The following is a 26342-nucleotide window of genomic DNA, read 5'->3' as shown; positions in this document are numbered from 1 at the left end:
TGTTCCCACGCCAGTGGTCCCAAGGGCCTGTGCTATAGTTCGCGCCCTCTTTGATTCCGATCTTGCCTGCCGAAAATGACCAAGCGTGAAGCCCCCATCTACAAAGTGATCTTTCTCAATCAGGGTCAGGTATTCGAGATGTATGCCAAGCAGATCTACCAGAGTGATCTGTGGGGCTTTCTCGAAATAGAGGAATTCGTGTTCGGCGAGCGCACCCAGGTGGTGGTCGATCCCAGCGAAGAGAAGCTCAAGGCGCAGTTCGAAGGTGTCACCCGCAGCTTTGTGCCGATGCATTCGATCGTGCGAATCGATGAAGTCGAGCGCCTGGGTACGCCGAAGATCAGTGAGGCCAAGGGCGTCAGCAATGTGATGCCGTTCCCGATGCCTATCTCGGATAAGTAAGCCGGAGAAATAAGCCCGGATCAGGGCAGTGGCGAGAAGGGGGTGCGACCGTCGACGGTCTGCAGCTCCAGCAAATACTTGCGGAAAATCTGCCCGAGCACCTGGGTAGCGACTTCCAGTTCATCACGCTGCATCTGCGCCGCCACCTGGTCGGCCAGGTCCAGCGCATCCTCGGCGCCGTTGACCGCCGCCATCTTCAGCACGATATACGCCTGGACGTTGTTGGCGGGGACGCCTTCGCCGCGGAAGAACATCGTGCCCAGTTGCAGTTGCGCGTCGGCGTGGCCTTGCAGCGAAGCCTGCTCGAAATAATTCAGGGCCTGATTGAGGTCGCGCGGAGTGTTCTTGCCATCGTGATAGAACTCACCCAGTTCGTATTGCGCCTGGGCATCGCCGGATTGCGCGGACTGCTTGCAGCGAGTCACGGCGTCGGCGAGTTCTTCTGGGGACGTGTTGAGGGTGCAGCGGCCCGTGGTGGGGATCAGCAACGAGTTACCGCCTGCCATGGCCAGCAGGGGCTGAAGTAGCAACAGGCAGCCCAGGACGAGGGCGCGGCCGGCGCGGTTCATGGTGATCGACTTACCTCTGCAAAGCTGCGGCCAAAGTGTGTCTGGTGGCACATTATGGGATAAGCAGCGCCAACCTTACAAAGTCTTTACCAGAATTTCTGTTAATGAGACGGAATTAACTGCCACGCCTTTGGTTAATTCTTAATAAACAGGGGCGAAAGTCTTACAAGCTATTGGCTTCAAGACTTTCGCCCCCGTTATGTTTGCCCGCTGTTTACTTCAGGCTGGCGAAGGCCCGCTCGGCGGCATCGAGGGTGATCTTCAGCTCGGTTTCGCCATGGGCGATCGAGGTGAAGCCCGCTTCGAACGCGCTTGGAGCCAGGTACACGCTGCCTTCCAGCATCAGGTGGAAGAAGCGCTTGAAGCGATCGGTGTCGCTGCCCATCACGTCTTCGAAGGTGACGATATCGTCGGCCCCGGTGAAGTACAGGCCGAACATGCCGCCCGCCTGGGTGGTGACGAACGGTACGCCCGCCGCGTCGGCGCGTTGTTGCAGGCCGTCCAGCAGGCGGCTGGTGAAGGCGCTCAGCTCGTCGTGGAAGCCCGGACGGCTGATCAGCTTCAGGGTGGTCAGACCGGCGGCCATGGCCAGCGGGTTACCGGACAGGGTGCCGGCCTGGTAGACCGGGCCCAGCGGGGCGATCTGTTCCATGATGTGGCGCTTGCCACCGAAGCAGCCGACCGGCATGCCGCCGCCGACGATCTTGCCGAAGGTCGACAGGTCCGGAGTCACGCCGTAGTGCGCCTGGGCGCCGCCGAGGGCGACACGGAAACCGGTCATCACTTCGTCGAAGATCAGCACCACGCCGTGCTGGTCGCACAGGCTGCGCAGGCCTTCGAGGAAACCCGGCGCCGGCGGCACGCAGTTCATGTTGCCGGCCACCGGCTCGACGATGATGCAGGCCACGTCCTGGCCCACTTCGGCCAGCATTTTCGCGACCGCGTCGATGTCGTTGAACGGCAGGGTCAGGGTGTGTTTGGCGAAGTCCGCCGGCACACCGGCCGAGCTTGGCACGCCCTGGGTCAGCAGGCCGGAGCCGGCTTTCACCAGCAGGCTGTCGGAGTGACCGTGGTAGCAGCCTTCGAACTTGATGATGCTGTCGCGACCGGTGAAGCCACGGGCCAGGCGGATGGCGCTCATGGTCGCCTCGGTGCCGGAGCTGACCATGCGCACCATTTCCATCGACGGCACCAGCGAGCAGACCAGGTCGGCCATCTCGGTTTCCATCGCGGTCGGAGCGCCGTAGGACAGGCCGTGCTCCAGTTGCTTGCGCACGGATGCCAGCACGTCCGGGTGGCTGTGGCCGAGGATCATCGGGCCCCACGAGCCGACGTAATCGACATAACGCTTGTCGTCTTCGTCGGTGACGTAGGCGCCTTCGGCGTGTTTGAAGAACAGCGGGGTGCCGCCGACGCTGCGGAAGGCACGGACCGGCGAGTTGACGCCGCCGGGGATGTGTTTCTGGGCGTTGGCGAACAGGATTTCGGAACGGGACATGGTGGTCTCTCGCAAATCAGATACGGGTAAAGAGGGCGTTGAAGGCACGGGCGCGGCGGGTGACTTCCTGCGCGCTGTCGGCACCGAACAGGCCGTGGATCACCGCCAGCAGGTCGGCGCCGTGCTCGACCAGCGGTGGAGCGTTCTCCAGGGTGATGCCGCCGATGACTGCGATCGGCAGTTTGATCCGCGTGCGGGCCTGCTCCAGCAACTCGACGTTGGCCGCCGGCGCGCCGGGCTTGGTCACCGAATTGAAGAAGCGGCCGAAGGCGACATAGCTGGCGCCTTCGCGGGCGGCCTGTTCGGCCAGATCAAGCTGGGCATGGCAAGTGGAACCGATGATTGCCTGGCGCCCGAGCAGGGTCCGCGCCGGGGTCAGCGGGCCGTCGGTCTGCCCCAGGTGCACGCCGACGCCCAGGCGCGCGGCCAGTTCAGCGTCGTCGTTGATGATCAGGCGGGTCTTGTAGCGCTCGCAGAGGTCGCGCAGGGCTTCGGCCTCGCGCAGGCGTTGCGCCTGGTTTTCGCTCTTGTCGCGGTATTGCAGCAAGGTCACCCCGCCTTCCAGCGCGGCCTCGACGTAAGGCAGAAACCGGCCGGCCAGCAACTGGCTGTCGGTGATGGCATACAAACCGCGTAGCTTCATTACAGGCGCCTCACAGCAATTCAGTGTTTCAGGAGCAGAAATCCAGGGGCAGGCGGCGGGGCACGAACTGGCCCTTGCCCAGTTGTTCGGCGTCGCGCAGGGTCCGCCAGGTGTAATCCAGCGCCGAGCGCACCGCGCTCGGCAGTTGCTCGCCAAGGGCCAGACGGCCGGCGAGGGCGCTGGCCAGTGTGCAGCCGGAACCGTGGTAGCTGCCGGGCAGGCGCTGGCAGGTCCAGGTGGATTGCTCGCCGCCGCGGCTGTAAAGACGGTTGTGGATTTCGGTTTCTTCGCCGTGGCCGCCGGTGATCAGTAGGTGCTTGACGAACGGCAGGAGTTTTTCCGCGCATTCGTCGGCCGTGCCCTCGGGCAGTTCGGCGAGGATGCGCGCTTCGGGCAGGTTCGGCGTGGCGATGGTTGCCAGCGGCAGCAGGCGTTCGCGGATCGCGTAGCCAACTTCGTCCTTGCCCAGCCGACCGCCGCCACCGGCGCGCAGCACCGGATCGCAGACCACCGGCAGGTGCGGATGCGCGCTGAGCAGTCCGACCACGGTTTCGACCATCTCCAGCGACCCGAGCATGCCGAGCTTGACCGCGGCGACCTCGGAATCAGCCAGGACGATGTTGGCCTGGGCCAGTACCCACTCGCGGTCGAGCACGCGAAAGTCCTGGACATTGACGGTATCCTGCACGGTCAGTGCGGTCACGGCCGGAGCGGCGTGACAGCCTTGCGCGATCAGGGCTTCGATATCTGCCTGCAAGCCGGCGCCGCCACTGGGGTCGTGGCCGGAGAGACAGAGGACAACGGGGCGGGAGCTGTAGATATTCATGGTGCGCGAGCTTACCACCAAACTCTTTTAGCGGGTTTGCCGCCGCGCGCGAGTTTTTTGATCGAGCGGTCAGAAATATTTTGTTTTATGGCTGTAGAGGCCGTGTCAGAGCGGCTGGTTTGAAATTCGCCGTGGTTGCTGGCAGCGCCGAGCGGCTATACTTGCGCGCTTCGAAATTGACATCAGGCACTGCCGGATTTCGTCGTCTCAAACGGACAGGAGGCATCGCGACGCGACCGTGCAGGCCACGCTGGGGCTGTATGCGCTATTTGCTGATCGTTCTGTTGGGCTGGCTTCCGTTGCTGGCCGATGCGGTGGAGTTCGACGACTCGACCCGAAACCTGCCCCTGGGCCGCGTCATGCAGGTGTTCGAAGACCACGACGGCAGTGCCTCCATCGCCCAGGTCAGTGCGCCATCCTTTGCCACCCACTTCCAGCCGCACCAGGCTGATGTGCTCAACGCCGGTTATTCCAAGTCCGCGTTCTGGCTGAAAATCGACCTCCACTACAACGCCATGCCCCAGGCCGCGCCGCGCACCTGGCTGCTCGAGCTCGCCTACCCGCCGCTGGATCACCTTGAGCTGTATCTGCCGGACGCAGGCGGCAGTTACCGCCTGGTCCAGCGCACCGGCGATGCGCTGCCGTATGCCAGCCGGCAGATCGCCCAGAACAACTACCTGTTTGAACTGCCCTTGCAGCCGGACCAGTCGCTGACCGTCTACCTGCGCCTGCAAAGCGAAGGCTCGGTGCAGGCGCCGCTGACGCTGTGGTCTGGCCAGGCCTATCTGGAAGCCCTGCCGGCGAAGATCTATGTGCTCGGGCTGATCTACGGCGTGCTGCTGGGGATGCTGGTCTACAACCTGTTCATCTATGTCAGCGTGCGCGACACCAGTTACCTCTGGTACATCCTTTATATCGCCTCGTTCGGTCTCTATCAGTTGTCCGTCAACGGTGCGGCGGTGGCCTATTTCTGGCCGGACAGCCCGTGGTGGGCGAATGCCGCGACGCCGCTGTTCATCGGCGCTGCCGGCCTGTTCGGTTGCCAGTTCGCCCGCAGTTTCCTGCAGATGGCCCGCCACAGCCGGACCTTCGACCGCCTGTTGCAAGTGCTGGTGGCCTGCTCGGCGCTGGTGATGTTGATGTCGCTGGCGTCCAGCTACGGCCTCGCTTTGCGCCTGGCCACCGCGCTGGCGCTGGCCTTCACCCTGTGCATCTTTGCCGCCGGCCTGTTCGCCTGGCGGCGAGGCATGCGGGTAGCGCGCTACTTCATCATCGCCTGGTCGGCGTTTCTGCTCGGTGGCCTGGTCAACACGCTGATGGTGCTCGGCTACCTGCCCAACGTCTTCCTCACCATGTACGCCAGCCAGATCGGCGCGGCGCTGGAGGTTGGCCTGCTGTCGCTGGCCCTGGCCGACCGGATCAACGGCATGCGCGATGAACAGGCACGAACCCTGCGCGAAGCCGGTCATGCGCTGGAGCAAATGAACCAGCAACTGGCCCACAGCAACCGCCTCAAGGATCAATTCCTCGCCACCGTGACCCACGAACTGCGCACTCCGATGAACGGCGTGATCGGCTCGCTGGAACTGATGCAGACGCTGCCGCTGGAAGCCGAGCTGGGCCACTACCAGCACACCGCCAGTGTTGCTGCGCAGAACATGATGCGCATGGTCGATGACATCCTCGTCCTCACTGAACTGCAGGCCGGCCGGCTGGCCGCGCGCAACGAGCCGTTCAGCCTGCGTGGCCTGCTGCATGAATTGCGCGGGCGGTTCCACCCGACAGCTCTGGACAAGGGTCTGCTGCTGAACCTGGACGCGGCGGAAGAACTGCCGGACCGGATCGTCGGCGACCGGCACAAGCTGGCCCTGTGCCTTGGTCACCTGCTCGACAACGCCCTCAAATTCACCCACCGCGGCGGCGTCAGCCTGCGGGTGCGGGGTGGCCGGGCGCAGGGGCAGTCGCTGCATTTGAGTTTCGTCGTGCGCGACAGCGGCATTGGCTTCGCCGCGCTGGACGAGACCCTGCTGTACCAGCGTTTCTTCCAGGTCGATGGCTCGATGAGCCGTGAATACGGCGGGCTCGGTATTGGCCTGGCGATCTGCCGGAAGCTGGCCGGGCTGATCGATGCCCGATTGCAGCACAGCTCGGTGCCGGGCGAGGGCAGCCGCTTCGAACTCGATGTAGCGGTGACCTTGGTAGCGCCGCAGGTCGACGCCCACGGGCAGGTGTCATATCGCGGCTAGTGTGGCGTTTATGTCACTTTGACCCTGGCGTAGGGCGTGATTCACTGGCTTTTTCAGACACGTCCTATCGATCAGGAGCCCGCATGAACCTGCATCAGTACGCTGAAACCCACGAAGTCACCAACCAGCCGCCGTCCCTCGATGGCGCCAACCTCTACCGCCTCGACCTGCCGTTGCAGGAATGGAGTCGCAGGTTCGGGGCCGGTTGGGCCGAGTCGCGGATCGATGCCTACGGTGCCCTCGCCGGCGGGCCGCTGATGGCAGCGGGCTTTCTCGCCAACCAGAACAAACCGCAATTCGTCAGCCATGACCGCTACGGCCACCGGATCGACCTGGTGGAGTTTCATCCGGCCTATCACGAACTGATGCGCACGGCCGTCGAACACGGCCTGCCGTCACTGCCCTGGACCGACCCGCGGGAGGGCGCGCATGTCGCCCGCGCCGCTATGACCTACCTGCACAGCCAGGCCGAAGCCGGCAGTGGCTGTCCGCTGACCATGACCTTCGCCGCGGTGCCGGCGCTGAAGTTGCAGCCGGAACTGGCGCACTACTGGTTGCCCAAGGTGCTGGCCACCGAGTACGACCCACGCAATGTCGGCGACCGGCACAAGGCCGGGGTCACCATTGGCATGGCGATGACCGAGAAACAGGGCGGCACCGACGTGCGGGCCAACACCACCCGGGCCTACCCGGTGGGTTCGCCGGGGCCGGGCCAGGCCTACGAGCTGGTCGGCCACAAGTGGTTCTGTTCGGCACCGATGTGCGACGCCTTCCTCACCCTGGCGCAGACCGAAAAGGGCCTGAGCTGCTTCCTGCTGCCGCGCCATCGCCCGGATGACCAGCGCAACGAGTTCTACGTGCAGCGCCTGAAGAACAAGCTCGGCAACTGGTCCAACGCGTCCAGCGAAGTCGAGTTCCGCGGCGCCCTGGCCTGGATGATCGGCGAGGAAGGCCGCGGCGTGCCGACCATCATCGAGATGGTGGCGATGACCCGCTTCGACTGCATGGTCGGTTCCAGCGCGTTGATGCGCCAGGCCCTGACCCAGGCAGCCCATCACTGCGCGCACCGTCAGGTCAGCGGCCGCCTGTTGGCGGAACAGCCGCTGATGCAGAACGTGCTGGCGGACCTCGCGCTGGAAAGCGAAGCGGCGCTGGCCCTGAGCCTGCGCATGGGCCACGCCCTGGACCATCTCGACGATCCGCACCAGGCCCGCTTCGCCCGGCTGGTGACGGCGGTGGGCAAGTATTGGATCTGCAAACGCGCCCCGGCGATGATCAACGAGGCCGCCGAGTGCATGGGCGGTGCCGGTTATGTCGAAGACAGCATTCTCCCGCGGCTGTACCGCGAGGCGCCGGTGAACTCGACCTGGGAAGGCTCGGGCAACGTCCAGTGCCTGGACGTGCTGCGGGCGTTGTCCAAAGAGCCGGGTGTTCTCGACAGCCTGTTCGCCGAACTCGGCGACGGCCACGGCGACCCGCGCCTGGCCGCGCATATCGGCAACCTCAAGGCGGCGTTCGCCGACACCGGCGATATCCAGTACCGCGCCCGGCAACTGGTCGAAGAAATCGCCGTCGGCCTGCAGGCCAAGCTGCTGCTGGAGGCGGGCAACGCCACGGTGAGCGACGCCTTTATCGCCAGCCGCCTCAGTGCTGGCGGGCGGGTCTACGGCACCTTGCCGCGAGGCGTGGACGTCGCCGCGCTGGTGCAACGGGCCACGCCGGCCTGGCCGCTCTGAACGGGCGTGCCTTTGGCCGCGGATGTAGGCAAGATGGAAACCTGCATGTCAGACAGGAAGTAACCAGTGAGCCGTTTTGATGAAGCCTTCGTTGTCGTAGAAACCGCCGAGCAAGCCGTCGATCGTCTGGCGGCCCTGCACGAAAACGCGACTACCGCCCTGAGCCAGGCGCTCAAGCGCTACCTGAAGGACCGTACCGAGCCGGATGCGGACGAGCGTGCGCAGTTCCGTTATCCCGAACTGCGCCTGACCTATCACTACAACGGTGAGGTCGCCGCCACCACCCGCGCCTACGCCAAGGTCCAGTTGCCGGGCACTTATAGCGTTACCGTGACCCATCCAGCGGCGTTCCGCGGCTACCTGCTGGAGCAACTGCGCCCGTTGATGCAGGACTTCACCGTCACCGTCGAAGTGGGCGTCAGCGAACAGAACATTCCTTACCCCTACGTGGTCGAGCAGGGCGATGAACTGGCCGGCACCGGCATCACCGCCGCGGCGCTGGCGCGGGTGTTCCCGAGCACCGACCTGTCCGCCGCCACCGATGGTATCGCCGACGGCCTGTACGATTGGGGCAGCGCCGAGACCCTGCCGCTGGCGCTGTTCGACGCCGCGCGGGTGGACTTCTCGCTGCGCCGCCTGGTGCATTACACCGGCAGCGACTGGCGTCATGTGCAGCCGTGGATCCTGCTGACCAACTACCACCGTTACGTCGACCAGTTCATCAGCCATGGCCTTGAGCAATTGCGCGACGACCCGCGCTTCGTGCGCATGGTCCTGCCGGGCAACGTCATCATCGAAAAGGCCATGGACAACGGCGAGGCTCAGGCGCTGGTGGCCGGGGTGGTGTGGCACCGCTACCAGATGCCGGCCTATCACCTGATCGCCGCCGATGGCGACGGTGTCACCCTGGTCAACATCGGCGTCGGCCCGTCCAACGCCAAGAACATCACCGACCACCTGGCGGTGCTGCGCCCGCATTGCTGGCTGATGATCGGCCACTGCGGCGGCCTGCGGCAATCGCAGACCATCGGCGACTACGTGCTGGCCCACGCCTACATGCGGCGCGACGGCATTCTCGACCGCGTGGTGCCGCCGAACATTCCGATCCCGGCCCTGGCCGAAGTGCAGATGGCCTTGCAGGAAGCGGCGGCGCAGGTCACCGGCGAACGTGGCGACGAACTGAAGAAACGCCTGCGCACCGGCACCGTGCTGACCTACGACGACCGCAACTGGGAACTGCGCTGGGCGCAGGAACGACCGTTGATCAACCTGTCGCGCGCCGTGGCGGTGGACATGGAAAGCGGCACCATCGCCGCTCAGGGTTATCGCTTGCGGGTGCCTTACGGCACGTTGCTGTGCGTCTCCGACAAGCCGCTGCACAGCGAGATCAAGTTGCCGGGCGCGGCCAACGCCTTCTACAACCGCGCCGTCAGCCAGCACTTGAAGATCGGCATCGCCGCCCTCGATCTGCTGCGCACCGAACTGAACTCGCTGCACTCGCGTAAACTGCGCAGTTTTGACGAGCCGCCGTTCCGCTGAGGCCCCATGCCGTTACCCCCACGCTCCACGCCGCGCCGCCCCGCGGCAAAACCCGCCGGTCCGCGACGCCCGCCCAAGGCGCCGCCGGCCGAGTCGCGGTTGATCCTGTTCAACAAGCCCTTCGACGTGCTGACCCAATTCAGCGACGGCGAGGGGCGGGCGACCCTCAAGGATTTCATCGCGGTGCCCGGCGTCTATCCCGCCGGTCGCCTCGACCGCGACAGCGAAGGCCTGCTGCTGCTGACCAACGACGGCCAGTTGCAGGCGCGCATCGCCGACCCGAAGCACAAGCTGCCGAAAACGTATTGGGTGCAGGTCGAAGGCGAGCCGAACGAAGAGCAGATCCAGCGCCTGCGCGACGGCGTCGAACTGAATGACGGCATGACCCTGCCGGCCCAGGCCCGGCAACTGCAAGAGCCGGAACTCTGGCCACGCAATCCGCCGGTGCGGTTTCGCAAGAGCGTGCCGACCTCTTGGCTGGAGTTGATCATCAAGGAAGGGCGTAACCGCCAGGTGCGACGAATGACCGCGGCGGTGGGGCTGCCGACCCTGCGTCTGGTGCGGGTCAGGATCGGCGACTGGACTGTGGACGGGCTTGAGCCAGGCCAGTGGAAGGAAGTGCCTGCGAAGCGCTGAGGCTTACTGATGAAGCTCGATCCAGGTGATCACCACGCTCTTGATGACGAAGGCGAGGACGCCCAGGCCGAGCGCGAAAAACAGGATGAACGTGCCGAGTTTGCCGGCCTTGGACTTCTTTGCCAGGTCCCAGACGATGAAGCCCATGAAACCAATCAGGATGGTGACGAGGATGGTCATCATCCACTCTTCGAACAACACAGGATCCATCGATTTTCTCCGGCGGCGTGAGGCGCGCAAGTATACGCCTCACCCTCAGGGCTGACTAACGCAGGTGCGTCAGCGGCAGCTCCGTACTGGCCAACACTTGATTCAGGACAAAGCTTGAGCGAACGCTGGTCACGCCCTCGATACGGGTCAGGTGACCGAGCAGCAGTTTCTGGTAATGATCCATGTCCGGCACCACCACCTTGAGCTGGTAGTCGGCGTCCATCCCGGTGACCAGGCTGCATTCCAGCACCTGCGGCAGGTTGCGGATCGCCGCTTCGAAGGTTTCGAAGCGCTCGGGGGTGTGTCGGTCCATGCCGATCAGCACGTAGGCAGTCAGGCTAAGGCCGAGCTTCTTGCGGTCCAGCAGCGCGACCTGGCGGGAGATGAAACCGTCGTCTTCCAGTTGCTTGACCCGTCGCGAGCAGGGCGAGGGCGACAGCCCGATGCGCTCGGCCAGTTCCTGGTTGGAGATGCGCGCGTCGCGCTGCAATTCGGCGAGAATGCTCAGGTCATAGCGGTCCAGCTTGCTCATCGATCAGGCCTTTTCTGTTTGAATTGCTGGCAATTATTAATATTTAGTAAAAAATTGCGCAAGTGGTGTTTTTTTCCGCAATCTTCGCAATCCTCTATCACCTCTATTTTCCTATGATTGTTTCCAGAATCACTGCCCGGACACACGTCCACGGCGACTGACTCAATCAGGACAGTCGCGGCCAGCAATCCCACAGGGTTGTGCTTGGCCCCCGGGCTACACACGGTCCACAAGACAGGTGTGAGGTGAGCCGGCGTCACAAGCGCCGAGCCAGGACAAAATTCTCAAAGGGCGACCCAATGGTCGCTCTTTTTTAATGTCCGAGATTTCATCTGGCGACCGGAACCGCGCCTGCTAGAGTGGCGCTGTGATCATTTCCTACGATGAAAGAGGAACAGCATGACCTTGCGTATCTGGCCGTTGGTGGGTGTCGGCGTGCTCTGCCTGAGCCTGGGCGTCCACGCCGATGACGAGCGGGATCACCGCGGGCCTTCGGAGTCCCGAGGTGGCGAGCAGCACCAGCAGGGATCGCCGCTGGGCCAGCGGCCGGACGAAGTGCGACAGACCCAGCAGCCGCGCCAGGGCCATTACCAGGACATCCCCCGGCGCAACGATGGCAATCCGAACTGGCAGGGCAACCAGGGCGGTCAACGACCGCAGCAGCCGAACTGGAACGGCCGCCCCAGCGGGCATGGCAATGGCTGGGGCCCGGGGCCGCAGTATCGGCCGGGGCACACCATCGACCGTTTCCCTGATCGTTTTTCGCGGGTGCCGTATCGCGGCCAGGACTACTTCTTCTCTGGCGGCTACTGGTATCGGCCGCATGGCGGCGGCTACGTCGTGGTGACCCCGCCTTACGGCGTGCGGGTGAGCTACCTGCCGGATTACGCCCGCGAGATGTGGATCGGCGGGGCGTTGTTCTTCCTGGTGGCGGACACCTATTACCAATACCTGAATGACAGCCGCGACTACGTGGTGGTCAATCCGCCGCAGGTCCAGCAGCCCGTGCCGGTGCAGGGCAGTGGCTATGACGTGATCGCCTATCCGATGCAGGGCCAGCCGCCGCAGCAGGTCGAGCAGGACCGCTACCAATGCCATCGCTGGGCGGTGGAGCAGAGTGGTTTCGACCCGGCCTATGCCAACCAGGCGCCACCGGTGCAGGTGGCGGATACCTATCGGCGGGCGATGGGGGCTTGCATGGCGGGGCGGGGGTATAGCGTCAACTGATCCTGGGGCTCAATCGCTGGCGTGTCGGGGTGCCGAACCGCCGCGATTGAGGCCCTGGAGATCACCCCTAAACCGGATCCGCATGTACCAGCACCTCGGCCCGCGGATACTCCCGTGTGATCGCCGCTGCCGCGTCCTCGCACAACCCGTGCGCCTGGGTCAGCGGCAACGCCCCCGGCAATTCCAGATGCACCTGCACGAACCAGCGATTTCCCGAAACCCGCGTGCGCAGGTCATGCGCCCCGACCACGCCCGGCACCGCACACACCAGGCCGAGCATCCGCTCGCTGACATCCGCCGGCAATTCCTCATCCATCAGCGTGGCAAAGCTCTCGCGAGCGATGGTCAGCGCGCTCCAGAGGATGTAGACCGCAATCCCCAAGCCGAAAAACGCATCCAGTTGCGGCCAGCCAAACGCTGCCAGCAACAGGGCGACGAGGATGCTGCCGTTGAGCAGCAGGTCGGAACGGTAATGCAGCGAATCAGCCCGCACCGCCGTGGAGCCGGTGATGCGGATCACCCGCGCTTGCACCATCAGCAGCGCCACGGTGAGCACCAGCGACAACACCATCACCGCCACGCCCAGCCCGGCATTGCCCAGCGGCTGAGGGTTCTGCAGCCGCTCCACGGCCTGAAACGCGATCAGCACCGCACTGACACTGATAAACAGCGCCTGCGCCATGCCCGCCAGCGCTTCGGCCTTGCCGTGCCCGTAACGGTGATCTTCATCGGCGGGGCGCAGCGCGTAATGCACCGCGATCAGGTTGAGAAAGGACGCGGCGCCGTCGAGCAGCGAGTCGGTCAGGCCCGCCAGCAGGCTGACCGAGCCGCTGAGCCACCAGGCGATCGCCTTGCTGACGATCAGGATGCACGCCACCGCCAGCGAAGCGCGGGTGGCGAGGCGCAGCAGGCGAGCGTGCTCGGCGGAGGTGGTGGTCATGTCAGGCGGCAGGAACCAGGCCGTACATCGCCAGTTGTTCGGTGCTGCCTTTGTGCTGGATCAGGCGTGGGTCGTTCAGCGGCAGACGCTGGCCCAGTTCGCTTTCGATAATGGCTTGCAGGCGGGTGTTGTCCACTTTGCCGTCAGCGCCGATGGCTTCGTTGAGCTTCTCTGGCGAGACTTGCGCGGTGCTGCCGCCCGGCAGGTAGATCGCGCCGCTGGCGAAGTCGATGCCGAAGGCGATCAGGCCGGGGATCACGTAGAAGAGGATGCCGACCGCGTCGAGGGCGACGATCACCGGGTCGATCTTGCCTTCGATCTGGCCGCGGCGGTCGGGGTAGAACAGGGTGCCGCAGGCCGTGAGCTGGGTCAGCAGGGCCGCGATCAGGGCGCCGCCAGTGACACGGGAAGAAATACGCATTGAGAGTCTCCGCAATGAAAGCCGCAACGATACCGGCAAAAGGCCGGCTTCAGGGGATAAGACCATGATAGGGCAGGGTGGGTTCGCCGTTATACTCGCCCCATTGTTTGAGGGCTACCATGATTTCCTTACCGATTGATGCCGTTCTGCCAGCGCTGCGCGAAGCCTTGGCGCAACGCCACGAAGCCGTGCTCGAAGCACCGCCTGGCGCCGGCAAGACCACCCGCGTACCGCTGGCGCTGCTGAACGAGCCGTGGCTGGCCGGGCAGACCATCCTGATGCTCGAACCACGGCGCCTGGCCGCCCGCGCCGCCGCCGAACGACTGGCCAGCGAACTGGGCGAAAAGGTGGGCGAGACGGTCGGTTATCGCATCCGCCTGGACAGCAAGGTTGGCCCGCGCACGCGCATCGAAGTGGTCACCGAAGGCATCCTCACCCGCCGTCTGCAGGACGATCCGGCGCTGGAGGGCGTCGGCCTGCTGATCTTCGACGAGTACCACGAACGCAGCCTTGATGCCGACCTCGCCCTGGCCCTGAGCCTCAATGGTCGCGAACTGCTGCGCGATGATTCGCCGCTGAAAATCCTGCTGATGTCCGCGACGCTGGAGGGTGAACGCCTGTCGGCGCTGCTCGACGACGCCCCGGTGATCAGCAGCGAGGGTCGCATGTTCCCGGTGCAGATGCGCTGGAGCCGGCCGTTCCAGCCAGGCGAGTACATCGAGCCACGAGTGGTCGATACGGTGTTGCAGGCGCTCGACGACGAAAGCGGCAGCCTGCTGGTGTTCCTGCCGGGTCAGGCCGAGATTCGCCGCGTGCACCAGTCGTTGCAGGAAGCGCTGGCGGGCCGCGCCGGCATTCTGCTCTGCCCGCTGCATGGCGAACTCGACCTGTCTGCCCAGCGCGCCGCCATCGAGCCGGCTCCGGCGGGCACGCGCAAGGTGGTGCTGGCGACCAACATCGCCGAGACCAGCCTGACCATCGATGGCGTGCGGGTGGTGGTGGATGCCGGCTTGGCGCGAGTACCGCGTTTCGACCCCGGCAGCGGCATGACCCGCCTCGACACCCAGCGTATTTCCCGCGCCAGCGCGACCCAGCGTGCGGGTCGCGCCGGGCGTCTGGAGCCGGGCGTGTGTTACCGGCTGTGGTCCGAGGCCCAGCACGAGCAACTCGCGGCCTATGGCACCGCGGAAATCATCCAGGCCGACCTCTCCGGGTTGGCCCTGCAACTCAGCCGCTGGGGCGTGACCCCGGCGCAATTGTGCTGGCTCGATGTGCCGCCCGCCGCCGCGTACGCCCAGGCCCAGGACCTGCTCCTGCGCCTGGGCGCGCTGACGGCGGAGCGCCTCGGCCTCACCGCTCACGGCCAGTCGATGGCCGAGCTGCCGGCGCATCCGCGTATCGCCCACTTGCTGCTGCGCGGCCAGGACCTCGGCCTGACCGCGATGGCCTGTGATGTCGCCGCCTTGCTCGGCGAGCGCGACATTCTTCGCGGTGCGGGCGCCGACCTGCACAGCCGCCTGAGCCTGCTCAGCGGTGAAACCCGCGCCAACCGTGGCGGCCAAGGTGGCGTGCAGCGGGCGCGGCAGTTGTCGCGCCAGTACCGTGGCTATCTGCGGGGCAAACCCGGCGCCGCCGTCACCGACCCGGATCACCCGCGCTGGCTCGGCGCGCTGCTGGCGCTGGCCTACCCGGACCGGGTGGCCCAGCAGCGCCGCGCCGGGGGCGCCGAGTACCGGCTGGCCAATGGCCGCGCCGCGCAGTTCGGCGAGGCCGATGCCTTGATGAAAGAACCCTGGTTGGTGGTCGCCGATCTCGGCAGCCGCCAGGGCCAGCGCGAAGAGCGCATCTACCTGGCCGCCGAGCTTGATCCGGCGCTGTTCGATGACGTGCTCGCCGAGCAGGTCAGCGTGGTCGAGCAACTGGAGTGGGATGAAAAGGAAAACGTCCTGCGCGCCGAGCGCCAGCGCAAGCTCGGCGAACTGGTACTCAGCCGCGAACCGCTGACCGGCCTGGACGCCGACGCCCGTGCCCGCGCCTTGCTCGACCTGGTGCGACGCAAGGGCTTGGCGCTGTTGCCGTGGACACCGGAGCTGCGCCAGTGGCAGGCGCGGGTGACGCTGCTGCGCCAGCTCGACCTCGCCGCGGGCGCTGAGAGCGAATGGCCGGACCTGAGCGACGACGCCTTGCTGGCGACCCTGCCGGACTGGCTGCAGCCGTATCTCGGCAAGGTCACCCGCCTGAGCCACTTCGCCCAGCTCGACCTCTCCTCGATCCTGCGCAACCTGTTGCCGTGGCCGCTGCCGCAGCGCCTGGACGAATGGGCGCCGGTGCATATCAGCGTGCCCTCGGGTTCGAACATCCGCGTCGATTACAGCGAGCACCCGCCGGTGCTGGCGGTGCGCATGCAGGAACTGTTCGGCCTGGCCGACACGCCGCGCATCGCGCAGGGTCGGCAGACGGTCTTGCTGCACCTGCTGTCGCCAGCGCGGCGGCCGGTGCAGGTGACCCAGGACCTGGCGAACTTCTGGCGCAGTACCTACGCCGAAGTGAAGAAGGATTTGAAGGGGCGCTATCCGAAGCATTACTGGCCGGATGACCCGCTGGTGGCGGAAGCGACGGCGCGGGCCAAGCCGCGGGGGACCTGAGTGCGCCGTTAAGCGCACTCGGGTTTCTGCTGAATCTCAGCCCGCCTCGGAGAAGTCGGCAACCTGCACGTTACGCCGGAAGCCGCTGGTCAGCACCAGCAGGTAGACCACGCCGACGCCGAACCAGGCCAGGCCGATGCTCAGGGTCAGGGCGGACAGGCTGGTCCACAGCCACAGCGTCAGGGCCAGGCCGACCAGCGGCACCACGCCGTGCAGCAGCAGGTTTTTCGGCTGGCCTTTGGCGAACAGGTGGGTGCGCAGCACAGCCATGTTCACCGCCGAGAAGGCCACCAGTGCGCCGAAGCTGATCAGTGACGCCAGCGTTCCCAGGTCGATGACCAGCGCCACCAACGAAATCAGCGACACCAGCAGGGTCGCGTTGACCGGGGTGCCGAAGCGCGCCGACAGCGTGCCGAAGCAGCGCTCCGGCAGCAGCTTGTCGCGGCCCATGCTGTAGATGATCCGCGAGACGGCCGCTTGCGATGCCAGCGCCGAGCCCAGGCTGCCCGCGACGAAAGCCGCGGTGAAGAAGTTGGCGAGGAACTGGCCGCCGACCGTGAACATCACTTCATTGGCGGCGGTGTCGGCGTTTTCGAAGTGGCTGCCCGGGATCGCCAACTGGCTGAGGTAGGCCAGCAGGGTGAACAGCACGCCCGCTGCCAGGGTGGTCAGCATGATCGCGCGCGGCACGGTGCGGCGGGCGTCACGGGTTTCCTCTGCAAGGGTCGATACGGCGTCGAAGCCCAGGAACGACAGGCACAGGATTGCGGCGCCAGCCATCAGCGGGTCGAAGCCGGGCTTGCTGCCGTCTCCCAGCAGCGGCGAGAGGTAATCGACAGGTCCGGCATTGCCCAGTGAGTTACAGGACAGGGCCACGAACACGACGATGAAAATCACCTGCGCGCCGACGATCAGGTTGCTCGCCTTGGCGACCGAGCGGATCCCGAGGACGTTGAGCACGGTCACCAGGGCGATCGACACCAGGACGAAAACCCAGGCCGGAATGGCGGGGAAGGCGATGTTCAGGAACAGCCCGATCAACAGGTAGTTGATCATCGGGATAAACAGGTAATCCAGCAGCAGCGACCAGCCGGCGAGGAAGCCGATGTTCGAGCCGAAGGCGATATTGGTGTAGGAGTAAGCCGAACCCGCTACCGGAAAGCGGCGAACCATGATGCCGTAGGACGCGGCGGTGAAGAGCATGGCGGCGAGGGTCACCAGGTAGGCGCCTGCGGTTCTGCCACCGGTGGTTTCGGTCACGATGCCGTAGGTGGTGAAGATGGTGAGCGGCACCATGTACACCAGCCCGAAAAAGACCAGGGCGGGCAGCCCGAGCACGCGACGAAGTTGTTCGTCACCCTTCGCGGTGAGGGTGTGTTGGGTAGTGGTCATCTGGAGTCCCGTTATTTTTTTTATACGGTTGCACGCATGAAACTGCGCGGCGGCGATACCTGCCGAACGTGTCCTGTGTGCGGGCTAGGCTAGCAGCCGGGGACAAAGCACCGTAAGCGAATTGATAGTGCATGCGCGCAAGGTGTGATTGCCGAGATGCCCGGTCTAGAGCGCTAGCGCCTTCAGGCGTTGAACCCCAGTGCCGCCGAAATCTCCCCGCTCGCCGCCAGCAGGGCATCGAGAAACGCCTCCTGCGCTGCGGGCGTGTTCATCACCGCGTCAGGACCGGACAGGTTGATCGCGGCGGTGATGGCGCCGCTGTGATCGCGGATCCCGGTGGCGATGGCGGTGGAGTAATCCGAGCGGTGCAGCACCCAGCCGCGTTCGCGGTCCTGGGCGATCAACTGACGCAGTTCCGGCAGGGTGCGGGGCGCTGGCGGCGGGTAGTCGTCCAGGCGCACGTGCTGGTAAAGCTGGCTCAGTTCGTTGTCGTTCAAGGCCGTCAGCAGTACCCGGCCCAGGGCTGTGCCGTGACAGGGCAGGCGGGTGCCGATGGGGATGTTCACCGTCAGGCGCTGCGGGGCGAAGGCGCGGTAGATGTAGAGGCTGTCGGTTTGTTCGCGAATGCTCAGGTGGCAGGACAGCGAGGTGCGGTCACGCAGGTCGTTGAGGTGCGGCATGGCGACTTCGACGATGTCGCGGCTGGCGAGGTAGGCGAAGCCGTCGGAGATGACCCGGCTGCCCAGTTCGAAATCGCTGCGCCCGACCTTGCGCAGGTAGCCCATGTCCACCAGCGTCTGCACGATGCGGTAGACGGCGGAGGGGCTGACCGCCAGGCGCTCGGCCATGTCCTGCATGCTCAGGGTGCGCTGGCGAGCGTTGAACATGCCGAGGATGGCGAGGCCGCGTTGCAGCGCGGGGACGTGGTAGTCGGTGGGTTCGATGGCGGTCATTGGGGTCTCCTGAGAGGGCCGCAGAGCGGCCCCAAAATAGATCAGCCAAGCAAACTCTCAAGGCTCACCGGCAACCCCCCAAACTCCCCCATCGCATCCAGCAGCGCGTCCTGGAAATACGCCAACGAAGCCCGATCAAAAAGAATGTGGAACCGCGCCAACTCCGCGTTCCCGGCATTGATCACAATCGCATTGAGCCGCGCCACCGAGGTCTGCGCCACGCTCCCCACAGGGAAGGCTTCGCTGCGCAGGTCGACGCCGCACAGCTTGGCCATCACCTCGGCAACATGCCGCCCGGACAACTGCACCCAGGCGTGACTGTCCTGGCGCGGCAGCAGGTAGTTGCGCTGGTCGCTGAACACCCAGCCGGCCTCTTCGGCGGCGATGCGTTCGCCGCGATCCACCAGGCTGCCCAGCAGCAGATACTCGGTCTGCGACAGCCGCGCCACCAGCGTGCCGTCGGCGAGAAACACGGCCTGGTTGGGTGCCGTCGGCAGTTCGTAGCCACGCTGTTGCAGCCAGGCGGCGGTGTCGGCGCCACGAAAACCCACTCGCGGCAGGTCGGTCAGGTCGATGAGCGCGCAGCGCTCGATAGGGTTGAGGCTGGTCATGGCTCAGAGCTCCTGGCGCTGGTTGGCGGGGTCGTAGAACGGCAGTTTCACCACGGTGGCCTGGACCACTTCGCCGCCTTCGACGCGGATCGGAATGCGCATGCCCGGCTCGGCCTGGTCGGCGCCGGCGTAGGCCAGGCCGATGATCTGGCCCAGCGTCGCGGAGTACTCGCAGGAGGTGACGTTGCCGCTGATGTCCGCACCGCTGAGCACCAGATGGCCTTCCAGCGGCTGGCTGCTGCCCTTGGGCAGGCTGAAGCCGACCAGTTTGCGCTTGAGCGGCTGGCGTTCGAGGATCTCGATGGAGCGCTTGCCGACGAAGAACGGCTTCTTGCGACCGATCGCCCACTGCATGTCGATCTCGCCGGGGTGGGTCATGCCGTCGGTGTCCTGGCTGATGATTACGTGGCCTTTTTCCAGGCGCAGCAGGCGCTGGCTTTCCACGCCGAACGGACGAATACCGAATGCGGCGCCGGCTTCCATCAGCACGTCCCAGAGTTTGCCGCCATGGCGCGCCGGCACATGGATCTCGTAGCCCAGCTCACCGACGAAACCGACCCGCATCAGCCGCGCCGGAATTCCCGCCACGCGGCCAGTGCGCACCGCCAGATAAGGGAAACCCTCGGCGGACAGATCGACGTCCGCGCAGACCTTCTCCAGCACCTTGCGCGACAGCGGCCCCGCCACGTTCACCGCGGCCAGGGCGGCGGTGACGTTGGTGATGTCGACGTCCAGGCGCCATTGCGCGTTCCACTTGAGCATCTGCTGGTAGATGCGGTCGACGCCGCTGGTGGTGGCGGTGACGTAGAAGTGGTGTTCGGCCATGCGCGCGATGACGCCGTCGTCGATCACCACGCCATGCTCGTTGGTCATCAGGCCATAGCGGGTGCGGCCGACTGGCTGTTTTTTGAACGGCATGGTGTACATGCGCTCCAGTAACTCGGCGGCATCCGCGCCGCGCACGTCGAGGCCGCCGAGGGTCGAGACGTCGATCAGGCCGACCTTCTCGCGCACCTGGCGAACCTCGTCCTGCATGCAGCGCTCGCGCTCGCCGGGCTGGCCGTAAAAGGCCGGGCGCTGCCAGATGCCGGCGGGCATCAGCTTAGCGCCGGCGGCGACATGGCGGCTGTGCATGGCGGTCTGCCGATACGGGTCGAACGCGCGGCCGGCGACGTGGGCGAGTTTTTCCGCTTCGAACGGCGGCCGGGCGGTGGTCACCCCGGTTTCGCTGATGCTGCGCTGGGTCGCCTGGGCGACCAGTCGCGCGGTCGGCAGCGCCGAGTGGCGGCCCTGGGACGGGCCCATGCCGACCGTGGAGAAGCGCTTGACCAGTTGCACGTCGCGGTAGCCGCTGCGGGTGGCGTTGACGATATCACGCACTTGCAGGTCTTCGTCGAAGTCGACGAAATCCTTGCCCTTGGGGTGGGCGAAGATCGGCCAGTCGAAGTTGACCCGCGCCTCGCCGGCGAAGGTGACGTCGCCGATGCCCGGCGCCAGTCCCAGCGCCTGCACGGCGGCGGCGGCAACCCGGCTGCCGTCGAGCAGCACGTTGTCCAGTTGATGGCGGCCATTCACCGAACCGGCGACGGTCAGGCCGTCGGGCAGACCACTGATGGCGAACTCGGCGCGCTGTTCGTCGTAGGCCAGCTTGCCGCCCGCCTGGCACAGCAACTGGTAGACCGGCATGTAGCCGGCGGACATGCACAGCAGGTCGCAGTCCAGCGTCAGGCCGCGTTCGGCGACCTGGCCCTGGGCGGTGATGCGGCGGATGTCCACGCCGCTGACGTGGCGCATGCCTTTGTCGTGCAGCGCTTCATAGACGGTGCTGCCGACATGCACGGGGATGCCCTGTTTCTCCAGCGCGACTTTCAGTGCCATGTCGGCGGGTTGCTGGCGCATGTCCACCAGCGCCGCGACTTTCACGCCCTGTTCGGCGAGGTCGAGGGCGGCGAGGTAGCCGTCGTCGTTGCCGCTCAGCACCACCGCGCAGTTGCCCGGTTTGACCGCGTACAGCTTCATCAGCCGTTGCGCGGCGCTGGCGAGCATCACGCCCGGCAGGTCGTTGTTGCGGAACACCACCGGCTGGTCGAAGGACCCGGCGGCGACGATGCACTGCTTCGCCCGCACCTTGTACATGCGCCGGCCCTGGATCACCGGCAGGTAGTTGTCGGTAAACCAGGCGTTGCAGGTGGCCTGGGTCAGCACCTGAATATTGGCGTGGCCTTGCACCGCGTCCACCAGTTCGCGACGCAGGGTTTGCGCGCGCTGGCCGTCGGCGTCGAAGCGCGCGTAGGTCAGCGCGCCGCCGAGTAACGCCTGCTGCTCCACCAGCAGCACCCGCGCCCCGGCATTGGCGGCGGTGAGGGCGGCGCTGAGTCCGGAGGGGCCGGCGCCGATGATGGCGACATCAACAAACAGGTACGCCTTGTCGTAGTACTGCGGCTTGAAGTTCAGGTCGAGCACGCCGAGGCCGGCTTTCTTGCGGATCAGCGGCTCCCAGACTTTCCACATGCCCTTGGGCTTGTAGAACGAGCGGTAGTAGAAACCCACGGGCATGAAGCGCGAGAACTTGCCGAGCCATGCGTCCTTGTCGCTGTCCAGCGAGCCGTTGAAGTTCTGTCCGGTGACGGTCATGCCAGCGTCGATGGCGTGCGCGTCGGCCAGCACGTTGGGTTCGTCCGGCAGTTGCACCAGGGTGTTGGCGTCTTGCCCGGCCATGGTCAGCGGGCCGCGCGGGCGGTGGTATTTGAACGAGCGCGAGAGCAGCCAGCGGCCGTTGGCGAGCAGGGCGCTGGCGATGCTGTCGCCGGCGAAGCCCTGGTAGTCGGTGCCGTCGAAACTGAAGCGCAGGGGCTGCTCGCGGTCGATCAGCAGGCCCATCGGAGCGGGGAGGCGGTTCATCCGGCGATCTCCTCGGTGCGCGGGGCGAACTCGACCCGCTGGGTGAAGATTTCCTTCGCGTCGAAGGTGCGAATGATCTGGTCGGTGACGGTGTGGCGCTCGGCGAGGAACCAGTAGCTGGAGGCGTTGTGCAGCCACCACTCGCGGACGACGCCGGCGAGGTTGTCGCTGTTGAACACGTAGTCGGCCCATTCGGTGTCGCTGCAGGTGGCCGGGTCGGGCATCGCCTTGAACTCGCCACCGTAGGTGAACTCGCTGATGTTTCTCGGCCCGTTGAGCGGGCAGTGCATGATTTTCATGACGTTCCCCTTAGTGGCTGGCCGCGGTGGCGCCCATTTCGTTGACCTGCTGGAAGGTGCTGAAGCGCTCCAGGGCGAACGGCTTGATCAGCTCCGGCACGCGGCCGCCGCTGGCCACCAGCTCGGCCATGGTCTTGCCGCAGATCGGCGTCGACTTGAAGCCCCACGTACCCCAGCCGGCATCGAGGTAATAGTTCTGCACCGGCGACAGGCCCATGATCGGGCTGTAGTCCGGGGTCATGTCGGTGATCCCGGCCCACTGGCGCATCAGCTTGGCGTTGGCCATGAACGGGAACATCTCGATGGCGTGGGCCAGCAGGCTTTCCTTGAGGTCGAGGGTCGAGCGGGTGTTGTACAGCGGGTACGGATCGGAGCCGCCGCCGAAGACGATTTCGCCACGGCTGGTCTGCTGCACGTAGCAGTGCAGGGCGGACGAACTCACCAGCGGGTCGAGGAACGGCTTGAACGGCTGGGTGACCATGGCCTGCAGCGGGTAGGTGTGGATCGGCGCGCGAATCCCGGCCTTTTGCAGCATCAGCGAGCTGGCGCCGGCGATGGCTTGCACCGCGCAGCCGCACTTCACCGTGCCGCGGTTGGTCTTCACCGCGGTGATGCGGCCGTGCTCGATGACCAGGTCCTGCACTTCGGTGAGCTGGTGGATTTCCACCCCGCGCTTGGCCGCCTGCTTGGCGTAGCCCCAGGCCACGGCGTCGTGGCGCGCGGTGGCGCCGTCGATGTGCCAAAGGCCGGCGATCACCGGCAGGTGACCGGGGTCGAGGTTGAGGGTCGGCACCAGTTCGCGGATCTGCTGGCGGTCGAGCATTTCGGTGCGGCCACCGAAGTGCTTGTTCACTTCGGCGCGCTGGCGGAAGGCGCGCACCGTGGCGTCGGTGTGGGCCAGGGTGAGCTGGCCGCGCTCGGAATACATGATGTTGAAGTCGAACTCGTTGGAGAGCTCCTGGAACATCTTCACCGACTCGATGTAGAAGCGCACACCTTCGCTGGTCAGGTAGTTGGAGCGGATCACCGCGGTGTTGCGTGCGGTATTGCCGCCGCCGAGATAGGACTTTTCCAGCACCGCGACATTGGTGATGCCGTGGTACTTGGCCAGGTAATAGGCGATGGCCAGGCCATGGCCGCCGGCGCCGATGATGACCACGTCGTAGGACGGCTTGAGTTCGGTCGGCGGCGGCAGATCGACTTCCGCCGGGTATTCGGAGCTCAGGCCGTATTTCAGGAGATTGAAGGGCATGCGGCCTCCGGATGCTCAGCGAAAGTGACCGACGCCGGTTGTTGCAGGCGGGCGGCGGTCAGGGTGTTTTTCATCAGGAAGGCGATGGTCATCGGGCCGACGCCACCGGGCACCGGGGTGATGGCCGAGACGGTGGGCAGGGCGCTGTCGAAGTCGACGTCACCCACCAGCCGCGAGCGCTCGCCTTCGCTGATGCGGTTGATGCCGACATCAATCACCACCGCGCCGGGCTTGAGCCAGTCGGCGTCCACCAGGCGCGGGCGGCCGACGGCGGCGACGACGATGTCGGCCTGGCGGCACAGTTCCTTCAGGTTGGCGCTGCGCGAATGGACCACGGTCACCGTACAGTGCGCCTTGAGCAGCAGCGCGGCCATCGGCTTGCCGACGATATTGGAGCGGCCGATCACCACCGCGTGCAGGCCGGCGAGGTCGCCGCAGGTGTCGTGCAACAGGCGCAGGCAGCCCGCGGGCGTGCAAGGCGTGAGCACGTCGCGGCCCTGGCTGAGGCCGCCGACGTTCTCGGCGTGGAAGCCGTCGACGTCTTTCAGCGGGTCGATGGCCTGGAGCACGCGGGTTTCGTCGATATGCCCCGGCAGCGGCAATTGCACGAGGATGCCGTGCACATCGCGGTCGGCATTTAACTGCGCGATCAGCGCCAGCAGCGCGGATTCATCGGTCTCCGCCGGCAGTTTGTGTTCCAGCGAGCGAATGCCGCATTCCTCGGCGCGCAGCACCTTGTTGCGCACATAGACCTGGCTGGCAGGGTCCTGGCCGACCAGCACCACCGCCAGCGCGGGGGTGATGCCTTCGGTTTTCATCGCCTGCACCTGGCTTTTCACTTCGGCGAGGACACGGGCGGCGGCGGCCTTGCCGTCGATGATTTTGGGGGAGATGGGCGTGTTCACCGGAAGATCACCGTGCGGTCGTCGTTGAGGAAGACCCGGTGCTCCAGGTGGTATTTCACCGCCTTGGACAGGGCCACGGTTTCGGTATCACGGCCTACGTTTACGAGGTCGTCGGACAGGTAGCTGTGGTCCACGCGCTGCACTTCCTGCTCGATGATCGGGCCTTCGTCGAGGTCGGACGTCACGTAGTGGGCGGTGGCGCCGATCAGCTTCACGCCGCGGGCGTAGGCCTGGTGGTACGGCTTGGCGCCTTTGAAGCCGGGCAGGAACGAGTGGTGGATGTTGATGGCGCGGCCGGCAAGCTGTTTGCACAGGTCATCGGAAAGGATCTGCATGTAGCGGGCGAGCACCACCAGTTCGGTGCCGGTTTCTTCGACGATCTGCAGCAGCGCGGCTTCCTGTTGCGACTTGGTGTCCCGGGTCACCGGCAGGTAGATGAAGCGGATGCCCTCGCGTTCGGCCATGGGGCGCAGGTCGAGGTGGTTGGAGACGATGGCGGTGATCTGCATGTCCATCTCGCCCTTGTGGTGGCGGTAGAGCAGGTCGGCGAGGCAGTGGTCGTATTTGCTGACCATCAGCAACACGCGCATCGGCTGCGCGCTGCCGTGCAGGCTCCATTGCATGTCGAGGCGCCGGGCCACCGGGTCGAAGCCTTGCTCGACCTCATCGATGTCGCCTTCGTAGTGATCGTTGAAACGGAACACCGCACGCATGAAGAAACGCCCGCTGGTCTCGTCGTCGAACTGCGACATTTCGCTGATGTAGCAGCCTTTTTCTGCCAGGTAAGTGGTGACCGCCGCGACGATGCCGGACGTTGCCGGACAACTGATCTTGAGGATGTAGTGGCTGGTGGCGTGTTGCATTTCAGGTCCTCGGGTGGAGTGGCGGCAGCTCTCGCAAGGCGGAAATTTCAGCGGTGAAGCGACGTTTTGTCGGTGAATATTATTTATTGGTGGGAATAAAATATTCCTTTTGCGCTTTTATAGGCGAAAGGAAGGTGCAGGTCTAGCCTGTGGGGAAAATTTTTATCTTGGGAGGAAACTTTTGCGAGGGTGACGCTGGGCAGGTTTCGCGACGGCTCGACGCCGTCGCGATCAGCACTTCATTCGTTGCCGTAATTCATCACCGACAACAACCGGATCGGCACCTGCACCAGCTTCTCCGGCCCATGCGGCACATCACCATCGAAGGTCAGGCTGTCGCCGGCCTGCATGTGATAGAGCTGGTTGCCATGGCGGTACACCAGTTCACCTTCGAGCAGGTGCAGAAACTCGGTGCCGGGGTGGGCGAAGGTCGGGAACTCTTCGCTGGCGTCATCCATGCTCACCATGTACGCCTCGAAATTCTTCTTCGGCCCACGGGTGTGGTTGAGCAGGTGGTAGGTGTGGCCTTTCTCGGTGCCGCGGCGCACCACTTCCATCCCTTCGCCGGCCTTGACCAGAATCGCATTGCCGTCCGGCTGGTCGTACTGGCTGAACAACTTGGACATCGGCATGCCCAGCACATCGCACAGGCGGCTGAGGATATCCAGGCTGGTGGACACCTGGGCGTTTTCGATCTTGCTCAACATGCCTTGGCTGATCCCGGCGATGCGCGCCACATCGGCCAGCTTCAGCTCCTGGGCCTGGCGCTCGCGGCGGATCTGCATGCCCAGGTACTGCTCCAGGCGAAGGCGAGGCGGGGTCTCGGTATTCACGGTCGGTCAATCCTGCTTGTTTTCGGTTCAGGAAATTTAATTTCGCACTGAGAAAGTGCAAAAAAGATCCCGGCGCCGGGTCAGGGCGCTGGGACTTTCCTCGGGTGAAAGAGAGTTTCCCATATAAACAGCAGACCGGTGCAACGCCGGGGCCATTTCTGTTGGCCGCTGAAAAATTGGCAAGGGCATTGCATTCCTGCAAGGAAACTAAATTTCCTGATTGGAATTCACATGATCCAGGCCAGCTTCCCACCGCGGGTTTC

Annotated in this window: 24 protein-coding genes; 7 read left to right on the top strand and 17 right to left on the bottom strand. The window is 65.1% G+C overall.

Features of this window, described 5'->3' with window-relative positions; all coding sequences use genetic code 11:
* The first annotated feature begins 75 nt into the window (after window positions 1-75).
* Window positions 76-402, top strand: a complete 327-nt coding sequence (locus CKW37_RS27335; protein WP_095159307.1) for a DUF1820 family protein — start codon at window positions 76-78, stop codon at window positions 400-402.
* A gap of 20 nt (window positions 403-422) precedes the next feature.
* Here the strand turns inward: CKW37_RS27335 and CKW37_RS27330 are convergent, their stop codons facing one another.
* The 4 genes from CKW37_RS27330 to CKW37_RS27315 all read right to left on the bottom strand — a co-directional run bounded on the left by CKW37_RS27330 (window position 423) and on the right by CKW37_RS27315 (window position 3938).
* Window positions 423-971, bottom strand: a complete 549-nt coding sequence (locus tag CKW37_RS27330) for a tetratricopeptide repeat protein (RefSeq protein ID WP_095159306.1) — start codon at window positions 969-971, stop codon at window positions 423-425.
* Between the two features lie 214 nt (window positions 972-1185).
* Window positions 1186-2469: a glutamate-1-semialdehyde 2,1-aminomutase gene (hemL, locus tag CKW37_RS27325; protein ID WP_095159305.1), complete on the bottom strand. Its 1284-nt coding sequence runs from the start codon at window positions 2467-2469 to the stop codon at window positions 1186-1188.
* 16 nt (window positions 2470-2485) lie between these two features.
* Window positions 2486-3112, bottom strand: coding sequence for a thiamine phosphate synthase (gene thiE, locus CKW37_RS27320; protein WP_095159304.1), 627 nt, complete (start codon window positions 3110-3112; stop codon window positions 2486-2488).
* A 28-nt stretch (window positions 3113-3140) separates the two neighbouring features.
* Window positions 3141-3938 (bottom strand): hydroxymethylpyrimidine/phosphomethylpyrimidine kinase, encoded by a 798-nt coding sequence (locus CKW37_RS27315; protein WP_095159303.1) that lies wholly within the window; start codon window positions 3936-3938, stop codon window positions 3141-3143.
* 260 nt (window positions 3939-4198) lie between these two features.
* Here CKW37_RS27315 and CKW37_RS27310 point away from each other — a divergent pair, with 260 nt between their 5' ends.
* The 4 genes from CKW37_RS27310 to CKW37_RS27295 all read left to right on the top strand — a co-directional run bounded on the left by CKW37_RS27310 (window position 4199) and on the right by CKW37_RS27295 (window position 10095).
* Complete coding sequence (locus tag CKW37_RS27310; protein ID WP_095159302.1) at window positions 4199-6184, top strand: hybrid sensor histidine kinase/response regulator; 1986 nt, start codon at window positions 4199-4201, stop codon at window positions 6182-6184.
* A gap of 83 nt (window positions 6185-6267) precedes the next feature.
* On the top strand, window positions 6268-7920 hold the full coding sequence (locus tag CKW37_RS27305; protein ID WP_095159301.1) for an acyl-CoA dehydrogenase family protein: 1653 nt from the start codon (window positions 6268-6270) through the stop codon (window positions 7918-7920).
* 66 nt (window positions 7921-7986) lie between these two features.
* The gene (gene amn, locus CKW37_RS27300; protein ID WP_095159300.1) at window positions 7987-9459 is read left to right on the top strand and encodes an AMP nucleosidase; all 1473 of its coding nucleotides are present in this window, start codon (window positions 7987-7989) and stop codon (window positions 9457-9459) included.
* 6 nt (window positions 9460-9465) lie between these two features.
* Window positions 9466-10095: a pseudouridine synthase gene (locus CKW37_RS27295; protein WP_095159299.1), complete on the top strand. Its 630-nt coding sequence runs from the start codon at window positions 9466-9468 to the stop codon at window positions 10093-10095.
* Window positions 10096-10098: 3 nt separating this feature from the next.
* On the opposite strand, the gene CKW37_RS27290 is transcribed toward CKW37_RS27295, so the two are convergent.
* Both CKW37_RS27290 and CKW37_RS27285 read right to left on the bottom strand, forming a co-directional pair.
* Window positions 10099-10305, bottom strand: a complete 207-nt coding sequence (locus CKW37_RS27290; protein WP_095159298.1) for a DUF2788 domain-containing protein — start codon at window positions 10303-10305, stop codon at window positions 10099-10101.
* Window positions 10306-10360: 55 nt separating this feature from the next.
* Complete coding sequence (locus CKW37_RS27285; protein WP_009394930.1) at window positions 10361-10837, bottom strand: Lrp/AsnC family transcriptional regulator; 477 nt, start codon at window positions 10835-10837, stop codon at window positions 10361-10363.
* 399 nt (window positions 10838-11236) lie between these two features.
* On the opposite strand from CKW37_RS27285, the gene CKW37_RS27280 reads away from it, so the two are divergent.
* Window positions 11237-12064, top strand: a complete 828-nt coding sequence (locus CKW37_RS27280; RefSeq protein ID WP_095159297.1) for a DUF6515 family protein — start codon at window positions 11237-11239, stop codon at window positions 12062-12064.
* Between the two features lie 67 nt (window positions 12065-12131).
* Here the strand turns inward: CKW37_RS27280 and CKW37_RS27275 are convergent, their stop codons facing one another.
* Together CKW37_RS27275 and CKW37_RS27270 are read right to left on the bottom strand one after the other, a co-directional pair.
* The gene (locus tag CKW37_RS27275; RefSeq protein WP_095159296.1) at window positions 12132-13004 is read right to left on the bottom strand and encodes a cation diffusion facilitator family transporter; all 873 of its coding nucleotides are present in this window, start codon (window positions 13002-13004) and stop codon (window positions 12132-12134) included.
* Window position 13005: 1 nt separating this feature from the next.
* Complete coding sequence (locus CKW37_RS27270; protein ID WP_095159295.1) at window positions 13006-13425, bottom strand: polyribonucleotide nucleotidyltransferase; 420 nt, start codon at window positions 13423-13425, stop codon at window positions 13006-13008.
* Between the two features lie 119 nt (window positions 13426-13544).
* On the opposite strand from CKW37_RS27270, the gene hrpB reads away from it, so the two are divergent.
* Window positions 13545-16070 carry an ATP-dependent helicase HrpB gene (hrpB, locus tag CKW37_RS27265; protein ID WP_095159294.1) on the top strand — a complete coding sequence of 842 codons (2526 nt, stop codon included), beginning with the start codon at window positions 13545-13547 and terminating at the stop codon, window positions 16068-16070.
* Between the two features lie 36 nt (window positions 16071-16106).
* Here the strand turns inward: hrpB and CKW37_RS27260 are convergent, their stop codons facing one another.
* The 9 genes from CKW37_RS27260 to CKW37_RS27220 form a co-directional block, all read right to left on the bottom strand.
* Window positions 16107-17462, bottom strand: coding sequence for an APC family permease (locus tag CKW37_RS27260; protein ID WP_095159293.1), 1356 nt, complete (start codon window positions 17460-17462; stop codon window positions 16107-16109).
* Window positions 17463-17644: 182 nt separating this feature from the next.
* Complete coding sequence (locus tag CKW37_RS27255; RefSeq protein ID WP_095159292.1) at window positions 17645-18415, bottom strand: IclR family transcriptional regulator; 771 nt, start codon at window positions 18413-18415, stop codon at window positions 17645-17647.
* A gap of 41 nt (window positions 18416-18456) precedes the next feature.
* Window positions 18457-19026: a sarcosine oxidase subunit gamma gene (locus tag CKW37_RS27250; protein WP_095159291.1), complete on the bottom strand. Its 570-nt coding sequence runs from the start codon at window positions 19024-19026 to the stop codon at window positions 18457-18459.
* Window positions 19027-19029: 3 nt separating this feature from the next.
* Entirely contained in the window at window positions 19030-21927 is a 2898-nt protein-coding gene (locus CKW37_RS27245) for a 2Fe-2S iron-sulfur cluster-binding protein (RefSeq protein ID WP_095159290.1), read from the bottom strand.
* Entirely contained in the window at window positions 21924-22226 is a 303-nt protein-coding gene (locus CKW37_RS27240) for a sarcosine oxidase subunit delta (RefSeq protein WP_095159289.1), read from the bottom strand. The genes CKW37_RS27245 and CKW37_RS27240 overlap by 4 nt, the downstream gene beginning before the upstream one ends.
* A 10-nt stretch (window positions 22227-22236) precedes the next feature.
* Window positions 22237-23478 (bottom strand): FAD-dependent oxidoreductase, encoded by a 1242-nt coding sequence (locus CKW37_RS27235; RefSeq protein WP_095159288.1) that lies wholly within the window; start codon window positions 23476-23478, stop codon window positions 22237-22239.
* The gene (gene folD / locus CKW37_RS27230; protein WP_095159394.1) at window positions 23460-24371 is read right to left on the bottom strand and encodes a bifunctional methylenetetrahydrofolate dehydrogenase/methenyltetrahydrofolate cyclohydrolase FolD; all 912 of its coding nucleotides are present in this window, start codon (window positions 24369-24371) and stop codon (window positions 23460-23462) included. The genes CKW37_RS27235 and folD overlap by 19 nt, the downstream gene beginning before the upstream one ends.
* 8 nt (window positions 24372-24379) lie before the next feature.
* Complete coding sequence (gene purU / locus CKW37_RS27225; RefSeq protein WP_095159287.1) at window positions 24380-25246, bottom strand: formyltetrahydrofolate deformylase; 867 nt, start codon at window positions 25244-25246, stop codon at window positions 24380-24382.
* A 239-nt stretch (window positions 25247-25485) separates the two neighbouring features.
* On the bottom strand, window positions 25486-26079 hold the full coding sequence (locus CKW37_RS27220) for a cupin domain-containing protein (RefSeq protein WP_095159286.1): 594 nt from the start codon (window positions 26077-26079) through the stop codon (window positions 25486-25488).
* Window positions 26080-26342: the final 263 nt, after the last annotated feature.

This window comes from Pseudomonas sp. Irchel 3E13 (assembly GCF_900187455.1).
Taxonomy (GTDB): domain Bacteria; phylum Pseudomonadota; class Gammaproteobacteria; order Pseudomonadales; family Pseudomonadaceae; genus Aquipseudomonas.
Note: the sequence above shows the minus strand (reverse complement) of the source record. Positions and strands in the feature narration are given on the sequence as shown.

What these genes read in the sequence shown, in the direction of transcription:
- CKW37_RS27335 (WP_095159307.1), top strand. Translation starts at nt 76, where the DNA reads ATGACCAAGCGTGAAGCCCCCATCTACAAAGTGATCTTTCTCAATCAG.
- CKW37_RS27330 (WP_095159306.1), bottom strand. Translation starts at nt 971, where the DNA reads ATGAACCGCGCCGGCCGCGCCCTCGTCCTGGGCTGCCTGTTGCTACTT.
- hemL (WP_095159305.1), bottom strand. Translation starts at nt 2,469, where the DNA reads ATGTCCCGTTCCGAAATCCTGTTCGCCAACGCCCAGAAACACATCCCC.
- thiE (WP_095159304.1), bottom strand. Translation starts at nt 3,112, where the DNA reads ATGAAGCTACGCGGTTTGTATGCCATCACCGACAGCCAGTTGCTGGCC.
- CKW37_RS27315 (WP_095159303.1), bottom strand. Translation starts at nt 3,938, where the DNA reads ATGAATATCTACAGCTCCCGCCCCGTTGTCCTCTGTCTCTCCGGCCAC.
- CKW37_RS27310 (WP_095159302.1), top strand. Translation starts at nt 4,199, where the DNA reads ATGCGCTATTTGCTGATCGTTCTGTTGGGCTGGCTTCCGTTGCTGGCC.
- CKW37_RS27305 (WP_095159301.1), top strand. Translation starts at nt 6,268, where the DNA reads ATGAACCTGCATCAGTACGCTGAAACCCACGAAGTCACCAACCAGCCG.
- CKW37_RS27295 (WP_095159299.1), top strand. Translation starts at nt 9,466, where the DNA reads ATGCCGTTACCCCCACGCTCCACGCCGCGCCGCCCCGCGGCAAAACCC.
- CKW37_RS27290 (WP_095159298.1), bottom strand. Translation starts at nt 10,305, where the DNA reads ATGGATCCTGTGTTGTTCGAAGAGTGGATGATGACCATCCTCGTCACC.
- CKW37_RS27285 (WP_009394930.1), bottom strand. Translation starts at nt 10,837, where the DNA reads ATGAGCAAGCTGGACCGCTATGACCTGAGCATTCTCGCCGAATTGCAG.
- CKW37_RS27280 (WP_095159297.1), top strand. Translation starts at nt 11,237, where the DNA reads ATGACCTTGCGTATCTGGCCGTTGGTGGGTGTCGGCGTGCTCTGCCTG.
- CKW37_RS27275 (WP_095159296.1), bottom strand. Translation starts at nt 13,004, where the DNA reads ATGACCACCACCTCCGCCGAGCACGCTCGCCTGCTGCGCCTCGCCACC.
- CKW37_RS27270 (WP_095159295.1), bottom strand. Translation starts at nt 13,425, where the DNA reads ATGCGTATTTCTTCCCGTGTCACTGGCGGCGCCCTGATCGCGGCCCTG.
- hrpB (WP_095159294.1), top strand. Translation starts at nt 13,545, where the DNA reads ATGATTTCCTTACCGATTGATGCCGTTCTGCCAGCGCTGCGCGAAGCC.
- CKW37_RS27260 (WP_095159293.1), bottom strand. Translation starts at nt 17,462, where the DNA reads ATGACCACTACCCAACACACCCTCACCGCGAAGGGTGACGAACAACTT.
- CKW37_RS27255 (WP_095159292.1), bottom strand. Translation starts at nt 18,415, where the DNA reads ATGACCGCCATCGAACCCACCGACTACCACGTCCCCGCGCTGCAACGC.
- CKW37_RS27250 (WP_095159291.1), bottom strand. Translation starts at nt 19,026, where the DNA reads ATGACCAGCCTCAACCCTATCGAGCGCTGCGCGCTCATCGACCTGACC.
- CKW37_RS27245 (WP_095159290.1), bottom strand. Translation starts at nt 21,927, where the DNA reads ATGAACCGCCTCCCCGCTCCGATGGGCCTGCTGATCGACCGCGAGCAG.
- CKW37_RS27240 (WP_095159289.1), bottom strand. Translation starts at nt 22,226, where the DNA reads ATGAAAATCATGCACTGCCCGCTCAACGGGCCGAGAAACATCAGCGAG.
- CKW37_RS27235 (WP_095159288.1), bottom strand. Translation starts at nt 23,478, where the DNA reads ATGCCCTTCAATCTCCTGAAATACGGCCTGAGCTCCGAATACCCGGCG.
- purU (WP_095159287.1), bottom strand. Translation starts at nt 25,246, where the DNA reads ATGCAACACGCCACCAGCCACTACATCCTCAAGATCAGTTGTCCGGCA.